The 15,194-nt window shown below is 63.1% G+C and carries 12 protein-coding genes and 1 pseudogene; 8 read left to right on the top strand and 5 right to left on the bottom strand.

The window, feature by feature from the left end; translation table 11 throughout:
- Positions 1-92 precede the first annotated feature (92 nt).
- The 3 genes and pseudogenes from V7116_RS06945 to V7116_RS06935 form a co-directional block, all read right to left on the bottom strand.
- Positions 93-452 (bottom strand): annotated as a pseudogene (locus V7116_RS06945) (histidine kinase dimerization/phospho-acceptor domain-containing protein); the annotation flags it as partial.
- 509 nt (positions 453-961) lie between these two features.
- Positions 962-2,179 carry a response regulator gene (locus tag V7116_RS06940; protein ID WP_324391168.1) on the bottom strand — a complete coding sequence of 406 codons (1,218 nt, stop codon included), beginning with the start codon at positions 2,177-2,179 and terminating at the stop codon, positions 962-964.
- Between the two features lie 192 nt (positions 2,180-2,371).
- On the bottom strand, positions 2,372-2,611 hold the full coding sequence (locus V7116_RS06935) for a hypothetical protein (RefSeq protein WP_324391167.1): 240 nt from the start codon (positions 2,609-2,611) through the stop codon (positions 2,372-2,374).
- Positions 2,612-2,781: 170 nt separating this feature from the next.
- Here V7116_RS06935 and V7116_RS06930 point away from each other — a divergent pair, with 170 nt between their 5' ends.
- The 4 genes from V7116_RS06930 to V7116_RS06915 all read left to right on the top strand — a co-directional run bounded on the left by V7116_RS06930 (position 2,782) and on the right by V7116_RS06915 (position 6,609).
- Positions 2,782-3,408, top strand: coding sequence for a metalloregulator ArsR/SmtB family transcription factor (locus tag V7116_RS06930; protein ID WP_324391166.1), 627 nt, complete (start codon positions 2,782-2,784; stop codon positions 3,406-3,408).
- Positions 3,409-3,543: 135 nt separating this feature from the next.
- Positions 3,544-4,239 carry an SDR family oxidoreductase gene (locus V7116_RS06925; protein ID WP_324391165.1) on the top strand — a complete coding sequence of 232 codons (696 nt, stop codon included), beginning with the start codon at positions 3,544-3,546 and terminating at the stop codon, positions 4,237-4,239.
- A gap of 192 nt (positions 4,240-4,431) precedes the next feature.
- Positions 4,432-5,550, top strand: a complete 1,119-nt coding sequence (locus V7116_RS06920) for a serine hydrolase (RefSeq protein ID WP_324391164.1) — start codon at positions 4,432-4,434, stop codon at positions 5,548-5,550.
- 75 nt (positions 5,551-5,625) lie between these two features.
- Positions 5,626-6,609, top strand: coding sequence for an SDR family oxidoreductase (locus V7116_RS06915; RefSeq protein ID WP_324391163.1), 984 nt, complete (start codon positions 5,626-5,628; stop codon positions 6,607-6,609).
- Positions 6,610-6,728: 119 nt separating this feature from the next.
- Here the strand turns inward: V7116_RS06915 and V7116_RS06910 are convergent, their stop codons facing one another.
- Entirely contained in the window at positions 6,729-7,046 is a 318-nt protein-coding gene (locus V7116_RS06910) for a putative quinol monooxygenase (RefSeq protein WP_324391162.1), read from the bottom strand.
- A 169-nt stretch (positions 7,047-7,215) separates the two neighbouring features.
- On the opposite strand from V7116_RS06910, the gene V7116_RS06905 reads away from it, so the two are divergent.
- A complete protein-coding gene (locus V7116_RS06905; protein WP_324391161.1) occupies positions 7,216-7,509 on the top strand; it encodes a ubiquitin carboxyl-terminal hydrolase 14 in 294 nt (97 codons plus the stop codon).
- A 64-nt stretch (positions 7,510-7,573) separates the two neighbouring features.
- Complete coding sequence (locus tag V7116_RS06900) at positions 7,574-8,500, top strand: DUF5996 family protein (RefSeq protein WP_324391160.1); 927 nt, start codon at positions 7,574-7,576, stop codon at positions 8,498-8,500.
- Positions 8,501-8,637: 137 nt separating this feature from the next.
- Here V7116_RS06900 and V7116_RS06895 read toward each other — a convergent pair whose 3' ends face one another.
- On the bottom strand, positions 8,638-11,748 hold the full coding sequence (locus tag V7116_RS06895) for an alpha-mannosidase (RefSeq protein WP_324391159.1): 3,111 nt from the start codon (positions 11,746-11,748) through the stop codon (positions 8,638-8,640).
- A 334-nt stretch (positions 11,749-12,082) separates the two neighbouring features.
- Between V7116_RS06895 and V7116_RS06890 the strand changes: the two genes are divergently transcribed.
- Together V7116_RS06890 and V7116_RS06885 are read left to right on the top strand one after the other, a co-directional pair.
- The gene (locus V7116_RS06890; protein ID WP_324391158.1) at positions 12,083-14,737 is read left to right on the top strand and encodes a LuxR C-terminal-related transcriptional regulator; all 2,655 of its coding nucleotides are present in this window, start codon (positions 12,083-12,085) and stop codon (positions 14,735-14,737) included.
- Positions 14,738-14,925: 188 nt separating this feature from the next.
- Complete coding sequence (locus V7116_RS06885; RefSeq protein WP_324391157.1) at positions 14,926-15,171, top strand: hypothetical protein; 246 nt, start codon at positions 14,926-14,928, stop codon at positions 15,169-15,171.
- Positions 15,172-15,194 lie beyond the last annotated feature (23 nt).

Genomic DNA, 15,194 nt, shown 5'->3' with positions numbered 1-15,194 from the left:
TCTTTGGCGATGTCGATGCCTTCGTTGAGGATTTCCAGCGCGGGAGTCGGCTCGCGGTTGAGCTTGAAGGCAGCCATCTGGAAGCGCGACAGGTCGAGGATGTCGTCGATCATTTCGAGCAGGTGGCAGCTGCTGCGATAGACCTGATAAATGTCGCCTTGCAGCGTGGAGGGCCAGTCTTCCGCCTCGTAGACTTCGGGCGTCAGGTGCATGACCTCGGTGAAGCCCAGGATGAGGTTGAGCGGCGTGCGCAGCTCGTGGCTGATGTTGGCGGCGAACTGTTCCTTGAGCTGGCGGGCGTTTTCGGCTTCCCGGTAGGCGTTGCGCAGCTCGATTTCGGCGCGGCGCAGGGCCGAATTGGAGCGCTCTAGCGATTTGAGCGTGACGAGGATTTCTTCGCGGTTCTTGCGCGTTTCTTCGAGCAGGGCGCTGGCGTGCTTTTCGCTGAGCATGGTCCAGTGCAGCGTGACGTAGATCGTCTGCACGGTTACCCACGACAGCACGGCGGTGAAAAACGAGAACGCGATGAAGGCGGGCAGGGAATAGTCGCGCTCGCCGCTGACGGTCAGGACGGCGACGGTGGCGACGAACAGAGTCACGTTGAGGACCGCGCCGCTTGACAGCAGGATGATGCTCGCCATGATGGTCGGCAGGCCGAGGAAGATCCACCACGATTCGGGGTTGAGCACCAGCACGGCAGTCAGCCAGATGGTGATCGCCCAGATGAACACGTAGCGCGCCAACCGCTGATAGCGGACGCCGTGCCGGTAGACCAGACCTTCGACGGTCATCAGAGCCAGCGTGATCAGCAGCGTCTCGCCGTTGAACATGTCCTCGAAGATGACGACCCAACAGATGGTGGCGCCAGCGACGACGATCAGCAGGGCCACGCTGCGGGTGATTTCCCACAGCAGGTCGTCCAGCTTAGCCTCATTGACGGACGGCGCGGACAGAAACATGGCTAAAGGACGCTCTCCATATGCAAGGCTTTGACGATTTCGTCGCGCTTGACCGGCTTCGAGAGGAAGGACGACGCGCCCAGCGCGAACGCCAGCTCGGGATCGTTGAACACCGAGCAGATGATGACCGGGATATGCTGGGTATCGGGATGGTTCTGGAAGCGCTGAAGAACCTCCCAGCCGTCCATGTCGGGCATCATCACGTCGAGGATCACGGCGTTGGGCTGGATCTCGCGCGCGAGGGCGAGTCCCGAGATGCCATCCGTCGCGGCGATGACCCGGCACTGGTAGCCCGCCAGATAGCGTTTCAGCAGGCGGCTGAGGCCCTCGAAGTCATCGATCACGAGCACGGTCGGCATATTTTTGCCGAACGAGAGCTGGATGTTGCGCCGCGAGCCTTTGCAGACGTCCTGGGAGATCTCCCACTTCATGCGGTGGAGCAGCGCCAGCGTGATGTCGTTGAGCAGGCTCTGACTGCTGCTGGACGGGGCGAACAGCGACAGGTTGAGCACCGTTTTGTTCTCGTTGGCTTTGACTGTGATGCGGACGGACTTGCCTTCCGATTTTTGCACGGCGACGCTCATCAGGTTGATGAAGATGTGCTTGGCAATGAACGAGTCGGTCGAGATCATGACCGGCTCCTGGGGCATGTCGAGGATGATCTCGACGTTGCGCTTGGACATCAACTGCTCGATGGACGAGCGCGCGGAGAAGATCAGCCGCTTGATGTCAATGCTCTGGAAATTGGTTTGCAGCTGCTCGATCTCAAAGAAGGCCGGTTCGTCGAAGTCCGGCTCGACCTCTTCCTCGGCGGCTTCTTCCATGTACCAGGACCACAGGATCGTTGCCAGATCTTCTTCGCTGTGGCGCAGATCGCGGTAGATCTGGCGCTCGGAGATGCTCAGCTCATGCGCGATGTGCTGGATAGTGAGCTGGTCCACGTAGCGCAGGCGCATGACGTTGTAGCGCCGCGACGGGCTGGAGCCGGAGGCGCGCGGCTGGTTGAAATCGAGCATGTCGATCGCGCGGGACAGGTCGCGCTGGAGCAGGTGGCCGCGCGTTTCCTTCGACGTGTCGTCGCTGCGCCGGACTTTTTGGGTGAAGGGGTGGTTTTGCAGGTGGGTCAGATCGTAATAGTGTTCGAGCGCGTCCTTTGTAAGCTGCAAAAATACGTCCTGGGAGTACGGCAGTTGAACTGCTTTTTCGTCTCTGGCTTCCATCAGGCGCTTCCGTAAAGACTAGTTTGCCGAACGACAACGGGAAAGGTCGTGCTGTAAACCTGCTGGCGGACGATTGGAAAGAGGGACGACCGAATAACATGCTACTGTAAACTTATCTTAAAGATGCTCTCATTGTATCAGACTTCGTTGATTCGACAGAACAACGACGTGGCGCGAGGATCCGCCGTGGGTTTATGCGCTTCCTTCTGGTGTTCCGTGCTCGTTGCCTCGCTTGAAGTTGCCGGTCGCTCGCGCCATGACCAGCTGCGCGGCGTGCGGATCGAGGCCCTCGATCTGGCGGATGAACTTCTGCGCGTTCAGCCCCTTGAGCGTGACGACGTGACGGTTGCGCCACGCGATCATTACCCTGCCATCTTTGGTGAGACGGTAGGTAAAAACCTCGTCGTTTAGTTTGCCGCGCCTGTCGTCCACGACGATCTCCGTTCCGGGCCAATTGCTGCGAAGTATAGTCGGTCCCGGGAGTGTGGGCAACGGTGCGCGGTAGTCCCCGGATACGCCGTTTTTGACCCTTGACAATATGGCTATTTTGACGATAATCGAATTCGATGTATATCGAAATATGGGTGTGAAGTGAGGTCCCCATGAACGAGCGTTATCGTGAGAACATCCTGGAAATGCTGAAGGCGCTGGCCGACGAGAGCCGCCTTTCGTTGCTGCGCCTGCTCAATGAGCGCGAATATACCGTGGGCGAGCTGGCCGGGTGCGTGGACCTGGGCGAACCGACCGTTTCGCATCACCTTGCGCGGCTGCGCAACGTGGGATTGGTGACGCTGCGCATGGCAGGCAGCCAGCGCTTCTACCGCGTGAACGAATCGGGGCTGGCGCGCTTCAAGCGGCTGGCGGCGGAGATCGAGCAGATACCCCCGGCGCCGGAGCCTGTGGAAGTGGACAACGATTGGATCGAGGCGCTTGGTCCGGAGTGGAGCGAGGAAGACCGGCAGGTGCTGCGCGCCCATACGGCCAACGGGCAGATCGTCCGCCTGCCAAGCAAGGAAAAGAAGCGCATCGTCATCCTGCGCTGGCTGGCGACGTTGTTCGAGCCGGATCGCCGCTACACTGAAACCGAGGTGAACGAGGTCCTCAAGCCTGTTTACGAGGAAGATTACGTGGCGCTGCGGCGTGACCTGATCGATATGGGATACCTGCGGCGCGAACGCGGCGGGGGCAGGTATTGGCTGGCCCCGGTCGAGGAAACTACGCTCGCCTGAGCGGATAAACGTCACGAGACGGTGAACACAGGGCTGCACATGTTGTGCGGCCCTGTGTGTTAGCGGCTGGGCGCGGTCCCGGCGCGGCGCGGTACAATGGAGAAAATCCACCATTTCACCACGCAAGGAGCTGTTATGCGTTATCTTGTCACGGGAGCCAATCGCGGAATCGGACTGGAACTCACCCGGCAACTGTTGGGGCGCGGCGAACAGGTCTTCGCGGCGTGCCGCGCGCCGGAACGGGCGAGCGCGCTGCAAGCGCTCAAGGAGGAATACGGCGAGCGCCTGGTGCTGGTGCCGCTGGACGTGAGCGACCCGGCCAGCATCGCCGCGAGCTACGATCTCGTCCGGCAGCATGCGGACGCGCTGGACGTGCTGATCAACAACGCGGGCATTTCGGCAGGCTCGGAGCCGCTGGGCCGCGTCACCCAGGAAAAGCTGCTGGAAAATTACCGCGTAAACGCGGCAGGCCCGATCCTCATGGCGCAGCAGTATCTCGACCTGCTCCGCGCAGGCGGCGCGAAGAAGATCGTCAACCTGTCTACGGGCATTTCCTCCATCGGCACGCGCGAGCACGGCGGGATGTACAGCTATACGGCCAGCAAAGCCGGGCTGAACATGCTCAACAAAAACCTGAGCTACGACGTCGCGCCGTATGGCATCGTCAGCATCGTGATCGATCCGGGCTGGGTGCAGACGGACATGGGCGGGCCGAACGCATGGATCACGCCGGACGAGTCGGTCAAGGGCATCCTCAACGTGGTGGATCACCTGACGCCCAGCCAGAGCGGGCACTTCTTCCATTATTCCGGCTCGGAAGTCCCCTGGTAGAACGCGGTACGGTCCATGCTCGACGCGATTTGCCCCGCTCCGCCAGCGCCCGCTCGCGGAGCGTTTTCGATCGTGTTCCGGCGCGGCAAGAGGGGCAGGTGTCTGAATTGTAAGGCGTCCGGCGGCGACAAGATGTTGCGACGACGGCCTGCATTGGGCAAAGTAGAAGCCGTCTTGTGGAGGTAGCCGAGTATGACGAAGGGTTTGAAACTACTGGTATTTGTGCTCGTGGTGAGCCTCGGTATTGCGCCTGCGGGCGTGATTGCGCAGCAGTCCGACGACGATGACACGCCCCTCTCGCGTCTATGGGATCAGGTGCACGCCCAGCCCAACGATTTTGGCGTGGCCTGTATGCCCGTTGATGATCCGTCCGGGATGGTCCTTTACAACGAGACGGAAGTCTTTCCGCTGGCGTCCGTGTCGAAGCTGCTCGTGCTGCTCGAATACGCGCGGCGCGTGGACGACGGCACGCTCACGCTGAGCGAAATGGTGCCGCTAGACGACCTGAACCGCTACGACGTCCCGGCTACAAACAGCGGCGCGCACGACCGATTCCTCGAAGAATACCCGACCGACATTACCTCGATCAGTTTGTGGGCTATCGCCGCGAAGGGCATGGTGCAGTACAGCTCGAACGCCGCCGCCGATTATATGCTGGCGCGGCTTCAACCCATGGATTGGGGCAGCCTGTACGACTCGCTGGGCCTGACCAACACCGGCTACCCGATGTATTTTGGCGTGATTGCGATGCTGATGGGCAATCACGAGACGGGGCAGGTGACGCTGGCGGACGTGCCGTCGCTGTCGGTGGAGCAGGCGGAGACGGATTTCGACCTGTACCTGACGGACGATTCCTGGCGCGCGGCGGAAATCACGTATCACTCGGCGCGGCAGCAGGTTCCCTCCGATTGGGAAGCCCAGGCGCTGATCCTGCAAAAGTACACGGTGACCGGGACGCCGCAGGACTGGCTCAAGATCATGGAAGCGATCTACGGCGCGAACAGCCCGCTCTCCGACCGGGTCAAGCAGTTGGCGCGCTCGGCATTGCGCTGGGACAACAACGAGTATATCGACGGCATGTACGCCGAATACGGGTCGAAGCTGGGCTTTTACTCCGGCGGCACGCTGACGCTGGTGGCATACGGCCAACCGCTGTATGGCAGGCCGGTGATCTCGGCCACGTTTTTCCGCAACCTGCCGCGCCCGATCTACCGGCAGATGCGGCAGGACGACAGCATCGGGGAGCTGGCGCACTGGATGAACTTCAACGTGTGCACCGGGCTGGTCGAGGCGATCAACCAATCCTACTGAGCGCCGCGCAGGCGGGAGCAGCCTCGGGTATACTGGGGACAGTGCAGGCTTAGTTGCGGCGAGGAGCAGCCGGACATGAAAGTATTATTTATCGGCGGGACGGGGAACATCAGCGTTTCGGTTAGCAAGCTGGCAGTGGCGCGCGGGATCGAGCTGACGCTGCTCAATCGCGGGCAGCAGGGCGTGTCGATCGACGGCGCGGAGACGATCGTCGCGGACATCAGCCAGCCGGAGCAGGTGCGCGCGGCGCTGGGGAATCGCCATTTCGACGCCGTGGTGAACTGGATCGCGTTCGTCGAGCCGCAGATCGAGCGCGACCTGGATCTGTTTCGCGGGCGGTGCGGGCAGTACATCTTCATCAGCTCGGCATCGGCCTATCAGAAGCCGCTGACCACCTCCGCCATCACCGAATCGACGCCGCTGGCGAACCCCTACTGGCAGTATTCCCGCGACAAGATCCGCTGTGAAGAACGGTTGATGCGGGCTTACCGCGACGAAGGGTTCCCGATGACCATCGTGCGCCCGTCGCACACGTACGACAAGTACGTGCCGGTGGCGGTGGGCAACTGGGCCAGCTATCTGATCCCGCAGCGTATGCTGGACGGCAAGCCGATCGTGGTGCACGGCGACGGCACGTCCCTATGGACGCTGACGCATTCCGAGGACTTCGCCAAAGGATTCGTGGGGCTGTTGGGGCACCCACAGGCGATCGGGCACGCCTTCCAGATCACGTCCGACTTCGTGCTGACATGGGACCAGATCTATTCACAGATCGGGGATGCGCTGGGCGTCAAACCGAACATCGTGCACATCCCGTCCGAGGTGATCGCGCGCGTCGATCCCGGCACCGGCGCCGGGCTGCTGGGGGATAAGATGTGGTGCGCGGTGTTCGATAACAGCAAGATCAAACAGTTCGTGCCGGACTACGTGGCAACGATCCCGTTCCACCTGGGTATCCGGCGCACGCTGGCATGGTTCCAGGCCGACGAGCGCCGCATGCAGGTCAGCGCGGAGGATCACGACCAGATGGAACGTATCCTCGCGGCGGCAGGCGGATAGAGTTCACCTCACCCCTTAACCCCCGACCCCTTTTCCCCTCTCCAATCCGATTGGAGAGGGGCCAGGGGTGAGGTTTTTCCGCTGACTCTTCTCGGCGTTTCACTTCCGCGCTGTGTTTTTCACTTGATCCCGTAGGCGGGCAGACCTTTGCCGCCCAACGGCTCCAACTCTGTTTGGTCCGGCATACTTTCGATCAGGCCGCGCGCCTCAGCGATCAGCGCACGGATCGCAGCGTCCCCCAGCGACGCCTGGTGATCCGTCTGGGTGCGCCAGACCTCCGTCACCCAGAGCGCGTCGGGATCGTCCGGCGCGGCACTGACCACGTACAGGTAACAGCCTTCCATCGCGCCGAGCAGCTCCGCCGCCCGCAGCAGGTGATCCGCCAGCGCGTCCCGCTGGCCGGGATGCGCGCGCAGCTTGCCATGTCGTCCGTACATTCGTTTCCCCTCGCTTCTTCCGCTGATGGGCGGAACGCCTCGTGCCGACTGCCCCGGCGAAAACACATATCCAGACTTTAGCAGTCACAAGGGGCACCGGGAATATACAAGATGGCTATAATCAATATGCGATGGTGATTCGCGTGTGCATTCATGGGAGAGAACCGCGATGAGCAGTGTGACGTGTACGCACCTTGACGAGATTCAGGACGTTACGGCGGGGACGCTGGGCTGTGAGGAGTGTCTGAAAATGGGGGATACGTGGGTACACCTGCGTGTGTGCCTGATCTGCGGGCACGTGGGCTGCTGCGACAACTCCAAGAATAAGCACGCGACGAAGCACTTCCACGCGACACAACACCCGCTGATCCAGTCCTTCGAGCCGCGCGAAACCTGGATCTGGTGCTACGTGGACGACGTGGCAATGGACCCGGGACGCCCGCTTTACCACAGGCCGCGTTAGGCGCGCCTGACCCTGCCTATCACCTGAACGTTTCATGTCGAGAACGCCGATTCGGAGGATTTGCATGCCAGACACCCTACCGGTTTCAACGCCTAACGATGAACTGTGGCCCGCGCTTCCGCTGGACGCGTGGCAGGATACCTACGAGACGCTGCACCGCTGGACTCAGATTGTGGGCAAGGTGCGCATGGCGCTGACGCCGATGCGCAATCACTGGTGGCAGGTGCCGCTCTACGTGACGCCGCGCGGCCTGACCACCTCACCGATCCCCTACGGCGAGCGGTGTTTCGAGATCGACTTCGATTTCACCGATCACGCGCTGCGGATTTCGACCAGCGAGGGCACGCGGCGCGCGTTCGAGCTGCAGCCGATGGCAGTCGCGGTGTTTTATCGCACGCTGATGGATGAACTGCGCGCGCTGGGGATCGAAGTGGAGATCTGGCCCGTGCCGGTGGAGATCGAAGATCGTACGCCGTTCGACGAGGATTACGCGCACGCTGCCTACGATCCCGTGTATGCGCGGCGGCACTGGCAGGTGCTCGTGCAGGCGGACCGCGTTCTGAAGGCGTTCAGCGCGCGGTTTACGGGCAAGGTCAGCCCGGTGCACTTCTTCTGGGGCAGCTTCGATCTGGCCGTGACGCGATTTTCGGGACGGCGCGCCCCGGTGCATCCCGGCGGGCCGAACGTCGCGGCGTGGGTCATGCGCGAGGCGTATTCGCACGAGGTCAGCTCGTGCGGATTCTGGCCGGGCGCGGGGACCGGCGCGCCGACGTTCTACGCGTACGCCTACCCGGAGCCGGACGGCTTCAAGACGTACCCGGTCCAGCCCGCCGAAGCGTCGTATGATGCGGCGTTCGGGGAATTCCTGCTGCCCTATGAGGCGGTACGCCGCGCGGCCTCGCCGGACGAGATGTTGATGTCGTTTTTACAGACGACGTACGAAGCCGCGGCGGTGCCGGGGAACTGGGATCGCGCCGCGCTGGAGCGTTAGCGCCGCCGCAAGCGGGCGGAACAGCCGTGAACACGCTCATTGAAACGGCCCTTCAGACTCAGTCTGAGGGGCCGTTTCGGTTGGGACGCGGGAGAAAAGACAAACGGGGCGGGGTGCGCCCACCCCTCTCGCGTCCGTTACTGTGCCGCGACGAGGCGCAGCGTGACGATCTGGTAAGGCTTGACCGGCAGCGTGACCTGCCGCCCGTCGCAGGGCAGCGCCGCCTGATCGTCTTCGATCAGGTTGGTGATCGCCGCCGAGCGCAGATCGAAGCCCGCCGTCAGCGTGATCGTGCCGCGCTGGCGCTGGCTTTCGTACAGGCGCACGATGAGGCCGTTCCCATCTTCGGCGCGCTTGACCGTTTCGATGACCACGTTGGGCGCATCCACAGCCAGCAGCGGCGTCAGGGGCGTGGGAGCGCCGCCGCGCCCGGTTGCTGCGATGAGCGGATCGTTGAGCGCGTAGGCGGCGCGCGGCGTCTGGCCCTGCCACGATCCGGCGTGGGGCAGCAGCGCGTACGCGAAGCGGTGGCGGCCCTGGTCCGCTTCGGGATCGGGCATGGTGGGGCTGCGCAGCAGGCTCAGGCGCATGACGTTGGCGTGGATGTCGTAGCCGTATTTGCAGTCGTTGAGCAGGCTCACGCCGTAATCGCCTTCGCTGAGATCGGACCACTTCTGCGCGGCGGATTCAAAGCGTGCCCAGTCCCAGCTCGTGTTGCGGTGCGTGGGGCGCTGGACGTTGCCCCACTGGATTTCGTAGGTGGCCTGCGGCGCGAGGATCTCGACCGGGAACGCGACCTTGAGGAGCATGTGGCGCTCGCGCCAGTCGATGTCCGTTTCGACGCGGATCTGTGGGCTGTTGTGGTCCAGCGAGATCCACTGCGTGTACTCGCTGTGCAGGATGCGCCGGGTGATCTTGAGCGTCGCGCGAAGCGGACCGGCGACGACCTCAACGGATGTGGCGGGATCGGCAGTCCACTGCTTGTCCTCGTAGAAGATGTCGATGTCCCACGCATCCCAGTTCAGCGGGCGATCCTCGAAGGCCTGGAACTGGTTGGCGAGCGCGCCTTGCGGCAGCACGTCGCGGCCCGCCACCTTATCGACAATGCGCGTGATGTCGCCCTCGGGGTTGAGTTCCACGCGCACATAGGCGTTTTCGAGGCAGTCCGGTGCGGCGACCAGATCGCCAGGGGCGGCGGGCGGCTCGCCGGGGGCGATCACCAGCGGCGTCACGCTGAAGGGCGGCAGCGCGGCGGGTGCGATCCACGTGCCGCCCTCTGCGCTCTGGGTTGGCAGCGGCGTGCCGTCAGCGGTTTCGAGGCGATGGCGTGCCGGGAGCGTGCCCGGCCACCACGCGAGATCGTTACGCTCGAAGGCGGTCGGGTTCGCCAGCAGCACGTCGCCGCCTGTTTGCGCCGCCAGCGCTTCGAGCGCCGCGTCGCGCACGTCCGCGCCGGTCTGCGCGATCCCGGCATACTGCGCCTGCGAATCTACGTATACGTCATGGATACTGCTGCCGGGGATGATGTCGTGGAACTGGTTGAGGCATACCGTCTCCCACGCGCCGCGCAGGGCCTCGGCGGGATACTCGTAGCCGGGCGCGGCGATGCTGGCGAGGGACGCCAGAAATTCCGCGTCGTGCAGCAGGAATTCACTCTTGCGGTTGGCGCGCTTGTTGCGGGACTGGGTGGTATAGGTGCCCCGGTGGTATTCGAGGTACAGCTCGCCATCCCAGAGCGGCAGGCGCTCGCCGTCTTCGGCTTCGAGGCGCGCGAAGAACGATCCCGCCGTGTCGTATTCCGTGTGCGGCGTGGCGGGGAAGTTCTGCATCTCGTGGATGTTTTCGAGCATTTCGCGCGTGGGGCCGCCGCCGCCGTCACCGAAGCCGAAGGAGAGCAGGAGCTTGTTGGACTCGGCTTTCTGCTGGAATTTGCGCCACGTCTCGAAGATCTCACGCGGGGTGGCCTCGGCGTTGTAGTTGCCGTTGGGGCTGAAGTGCGTCAGGACGCGCGTGCCGTCGATGCCCTGCCACCAGAAACTGTCGTAGGGCATGTGGTTGTACTGGCTCCAGCCGAGCTTGATGGTGTAGAAATAGTCCAGCCCGGCGAGCTTGATCAACTGCGGCAGGGACCACGTATAGCCGAAGACGTCGGGGAGCCACAGCACCGGCGATTCGGCGTCGGGGCCGAAGTGGTCGCGGAAGAACGAGCGCCCCAACAGGAACTGGCGCGCCAGCGACTCCGGTCCGCTGAGGTTGCAGTCCGCTTCGATCCACATGCCGCCGATGGGTTCCCAGCGGCCTTCCGCCACGCGCTGTTTGATCGTCTCGAACAGGGCGGGGTAGTCCTGGCGGATGTAGTCGTAGAGCTGCGGCTGGCTCTGGGTGAAGTGGTAGCCGGGGAACTGGTTCATCAGGTGGGCGACGGTGTGGAAGGTGCGGCCCGTCTTGCGGCGGGTTTGCGCCAGGGTCCACAGCCACGCGACGTCGATGTGCGCGTGGCCCGCGGCAGAGATCGAGACGTCCAGCGGCGCGCCCGCCGCGGAGATGCCAACGTTGAGCTTGGCGTACGCTGCCGGGATGCTGTCGTAAAACGCCTCGCCGAACGGCTCGCGCGTATCGAGGATCTTAAACGCGGCATCGAGCGCGTTCAGCAGCGCGCTTTTGACCGGATCGTTCGCGTCGAGCTGGTCCGCAATGCCCAGCGCGACTCGCGTCAGGGCGACGAAATTGCGCGCGGCCTGATCGATGCGCACCACGGCACAGGGGCGCATTTGCAGGCGCGTTTCCGGCCCTCTGCCGTGGATGCTGCCGGACCAGCCGTGCAGGGCCAGGACGTGCCGCTGGCCGGTGCAGTAGCGGGCCGGAAGACGGACCTCCTGGTGGTTGCGGTCGCTGGCCGCCAGCGGCTCGCCGTCGATAAAGACCAGCGTTTCGGGGTGGCTGAAATCGCCCGCTTCACCCAGCGGCAGGAACAGCGCGACGGGCTCCCCCTCGCTGAACTCGGCGGGGATCTCGAACACCGTGCGCAGGACAAAGTTCGTGTCGGGGGTGGCCCAATAGTCGTGCGGCGCGATTGTGGGCCACGCGCTGTCATCGACTTCCACGCCAACCGGTGGCAGATCTGACGGCGAAGACAGGACCTGATAGCGGAACGGAGACAGCGGGCGGCGGGTACGGTAAACGAGCGGCTCAATCAAAGACAGACGCCGGTGAAGTTTTTCGGACGTCCAATAGACGGTATGGTTCATCACGACTGACCTTCATGATGCGTATCTGATAAAAGCCCGGAGACCGGGTGCGTCCGGGGACGGTGCAAGAGTTTACCATCCCCCGCGAGCAAAAGCCGATCCCGGGACGGCAGGTTTTGCGGCGCGCGGAAATTCGAGGACAATAGAGGCAGGGGCAGGCGCGGGTCTCGCGCACTACTGCCGCTTTCCTTCTCATGTCGCCAGCGACAAACGATACCCTTCGAACGAGAACGAGCTTGTAAAATTAGAACAAAAGTTTTAATTCTCCCCTTCCGTGCCGCTGGTTTTGCCGTATAATTGTAGATGGTGTTCGTATTCAAGGCAGGGCTTTGGGATGCACCGTTTTGCACTGCCGCCGACTTCGTTTGTCGGTCGCGCACAGGAAATTGACGAGATTGGCGCGCTGTTGGCAACCCCGTCCTGCCGCTTGTTGACGCTGGTGGGGCCGGGTGGCATCGGTAAAACGCGTCTGGCGATCGAAGCTGCCGAGCGCCTCAGCGACGTGTTTCCCGACGGCGTGTATTTCGTGCCGCTGGCCGCGTTGAGCCGCGCCGATGATATCCTGGCGGCTATCGCGGACGCGACCCCGTTTCGCTTCCAGGCGGAGGCAAAAGATCCTCGCGAGCAGTTCTTCAGCTATCTGCGCGACAAACAGTCGAAGCGCATGCTGCTGGTGATGGATAACTTCGAGCACCTGCTCGACGGCGTGGACCTCGTCTCCGACATTTTGGAGGCGACGACCGGCCTGAAGATCCTTGCCACGTCGCGCGAGGCGCTCAATTTGCAGGAAGAATGGGTGCGGCAGATCGTGGGGCTGGTCTATCCCGAACGCGGGAACGGCAAGCCGCTCGAAAGTTACAGCGCCGTGCAGTTGTTCGTGGACCGCGCGCAGCGGGTGCGCGGGGACTTCGATCTGGCGGAAGATGGCCCGGTCGTGACCGAGATCTGCCGGTTGGTGGAAGGCATGCCGCTGGCGATCGAACTGGCGGCGGGCTGGTTGAAGACCCTTCAGCCGGACGGCATCGTGCAGGAGATCCGGCGCAGCATGGATATCCTGGCGACGCGCTCGCGCAACCTGCCGGAGCGGCATCGCAGCATTCGCTCGGTGTTCAGCCACTCGTGGGAGCTGCTGCACGACGACGAGCGCGACATCTTCCGCAAGCTGTCGGTCTTTCGCGGCGGCTTCACGCGCGAAGCGGCGGAAGTGGTCGCGGGGGCGTCGCTGAACGGGCTGGCCGGGCTGGTCGATAAGTCGCTGGTGCGGCTGAGCGAGACGGGCCGGTACAGCGTGCACGAGCTTCTGCGGCAGTATGGCGCGGAACAGCTGGATGCCTCCGGCCAGACAGTGACGGTGCAGCGCGCGTACGTCGACTACTACCTCGGCATGCTGCACAAGCTTGAGCCGGATATCAAGTCTCACGGGCAGATCAATGCCCTGAATCTGATCGAGGCCGATTTCAAAAACGTGCGCCACGCGTGGCACTTGGCCGAGGAACAGGGCTATGTTGCGGCGCAGGACCGCGCAGTGGAGTCGCTGCACTTTTTCGCGGATATGCGCGGGCGCTATCACGAGGTCGTGAAGCTGCTCCGCGCGACGATCGCACATCTGGCCCCGGAAACGGGCGCGGAACAGGTGCGGGCGCGGGATCGCGTTCGCGCGCGGCTGGTGCGCCTGATCATGCTGGGAAACATGCGGATCGACATCGATCCGCGCGCCGAGATCGATGACTGCTTGCGCGCCGCCCGCGAGCGGGGAGACCGTGCCGAAACCGGGTTCTGCCTGCTGACAGCGGGCATCGTCAGCGTGTGGGAATCGAACCTGGGCTGCTGTGACGCTCAAGCCGAGTCTGATGCGTTTTTCCGGGCAAGTTACGAGATTCAGGAGACGCTGAACGATCCGTTCTACATGGCGGAAGCGTACGTATGGCAGGGGTCGTCCTCGATCTATGACGGCCACAGAGTCAAAGGCACGGAAATTCTTTTGCGCAATCTCGAACTGCGGCGCGAGATCGGGGATCGCAACGGGATTGCGTGGATCATGCTCAACCTCTCCGAGGCGATGCTGACCGATCTGGATTACCAGACGTGCGAGCAGTACATCCGCGAGGGACTGGCGCTGATGCGCGAGATCGGCAGCCTGAAAGGTATTTTGCAGGCGCTGTTCAAAATGGCGGCGCTGGAAATGCTGAAAGGCAACCTGGACGAAGCGCGCGCGCTGGCCGAGGAAATGTACGAGCTGGCGCACGAAACGAGCAGCCTGGACGCCAAGATGCTCTCTACGGGGATTCTGGCCTTCATGCACAGCGTGATGGAAGAAGATTACCTTTGCGGAGAAGAACTCGCGCTGCAAAACTATGCCATCTCGCTGGAGCCGTTTTTCGGCTACAACGACGTGGCTGCGCTTTGGGGACGTGCGGCGGCGATGTGCGGCCTGGGCCAGTACGAGGCGATGCGCGCCAGCTACCCGTCGCTGTGCTGGGAGCGACGCGACGATCCCGGTCCGGCGTCGGTGATCCTGGCGCTCGAAGCGGCGGCACGGGCACACGAGGGTGCGTACGACTCCGCCGCCGAACTGCTGGGACTGGCGTTCGGCCAGCCGGAGTGGACCAACGGGTGGCTTCACCACTGGGCGCTGCTGAACCGCCTGCGCGCCGATCTGGAAACGCATCTGGGGGCCGCCGCCTTCCAGGCGGCCCAGGAGCGGGGCAGCCACCTGGATCTCGAAAGCACGGTCCGAATGCTGTTGGGCGAGGCGGACAGCGTGCGCGTAATGGAGCCTGCGAACCAGCCGCTGGTGGAACCCCTCAGCCCGCGCGAACTGGAAGTGCTGGACCTGATCGGGCAGGGGCTGTCCAACCGCGAGATCGCGGAGCGCCTGTCGCTGTCGGTCGGTACGGTCAAGGTGCACACGCGCAACATCTACGGCAAGCTCGACGTCAACAGCCGTACGCAGGCGTTGGCGCAAGCGGCAAAGTTCAATTTGCTGTAAGGGAACGAAACGCAGGGGCAGACCTCAGCCCCTGCATTGCATCCCCCTTTCCGATCAAGTTGGAGAGAGGGAAACCCGACTTTGGAATACCCCCCGTAAAACATTCAAGTTACCACTTTGGGGTGATCCGGCTACCACCGCCCGCGATCTATGATGGTGTCATCATTGACTGGCAGCGAGGACGGACGATGAAAATGCTGGATAAACTGGATCGCAAGGCGGGGCAGTGGCTGAAAATGGTGGATGGTGAGCTTCAGCAGCCGGTGTCTATGATGCTCACCGGCGAGGTATTTACCAGCGGCACGACGGGTGCGCGCCGCGAGCGGCTCACCGCTGAGCCTGCTGCCGTAAAAACGAGCGCTTCCCGCGCGGAAGCAAATTCTCTGTGCGGCACGGCGGGCTGTTCGCCGATGCTGCGTAACGCGGACGCGTAACGGGCCGCAAGGCGGGGCCTTTG

It is taken from the genome of Aggregatilinea sp. (assembly GCF_036822615.1).
Taxonomy (GTDB): domain Bacteria; phylum Chloroflexota; class Anaerolineae; order Aggregatilineales; family Aggregatilineaceae; genus Aggregatilinea.
The sequence above is the reverse complement of the archived record's forward strand: the minus strand, read 5'-3'. Positions and strand labels throughout refer to the sequence as shown.

What these genes read in the sequence shown, in the direction of transcription:
- V7116_RS06930 (WP_324391166.1), top strand. Translation starts at nt 2,782, where the DNA reads ATGAACGAGCGTTATCGTGAGAACATCCTGGAAATGCTGAAGGCGCTG.
- V7116_RS06925 (WP_324391165.1), top strand. Translation starts at nt 3,544, where the DNA reads ATGCGTTATCTTGTCACGGGAGCCAATCGCGGAATCGGACTGGAACTC.
- V7116_RS06910 (WP_324391162.1), bottom strand. Translation starts at nt 7,046, where the DNA reads ATGTACGGACGACATGGCAAGCTGCGCGCGCATCCCGGCCAGCGGGAC.
- V7116_RS06890 (WP_324391158.1), top strand. Translation starts at nt 12,083, where the DNA reads ATGCACCGTTTTGCACTGCCGCCGACTTCGTTTGTCGGTCGCGCACAG.
- V7116_RS06920 (WP_324391164.1), top strand. Translation starts at nt 4,432, where the DNA reads ATGACGAAGGGTTTGAAACTACTGGTATTTGTGCTCGTGGTGAGCCTC.
- V7116_RS06885 (WP_324391157.1), top strand. Translation starts at nt 14,926, where the DNA reads ATGAAAATGCTGGATAAACTGGATCGCAAGGCGGGGCAGTGGCTGAAA.
- V7116_RS06905 (WP_324391161.1), top strand. Translation starts at nt 7,216, where the DNA reads ATGAGCAGTGTGACGTGTACGCACCTTGACGAGATTCAGGACGTTACG.
- V7116_RS06940 (WP_324391168.1), bottom strand. Translation starts at nt 2,179, where the DNA reads ATGGAAGCCAGAGACGAAAAAGCAGTTCAACTGCCGTACTCCCAGGAC.
- V7116_RS06900 (WP_324391160.1), top strand. Translation starts at nt 7,574, where the DNA reads ATGCCAGACACCCTACCGGTTTCAACGCCTAACGATGAACTGTGGCCC.
- V7116_RS06895 (WP_324391159.1), bottom strand. Translation starts at nt 11,748, where the DNA reads ATGAACCATACCGTCTATTGGACGTCCGAAAAACTTCACCGGCGTCTG.
- V7116_RS06915 (WP_324391163.1), top strand. Translation starts at nt 5,626, where the DNA reads ATGAAAGTATTATTTATCGGCGGGACGGGGAACATCAGCGTTTCGGTT.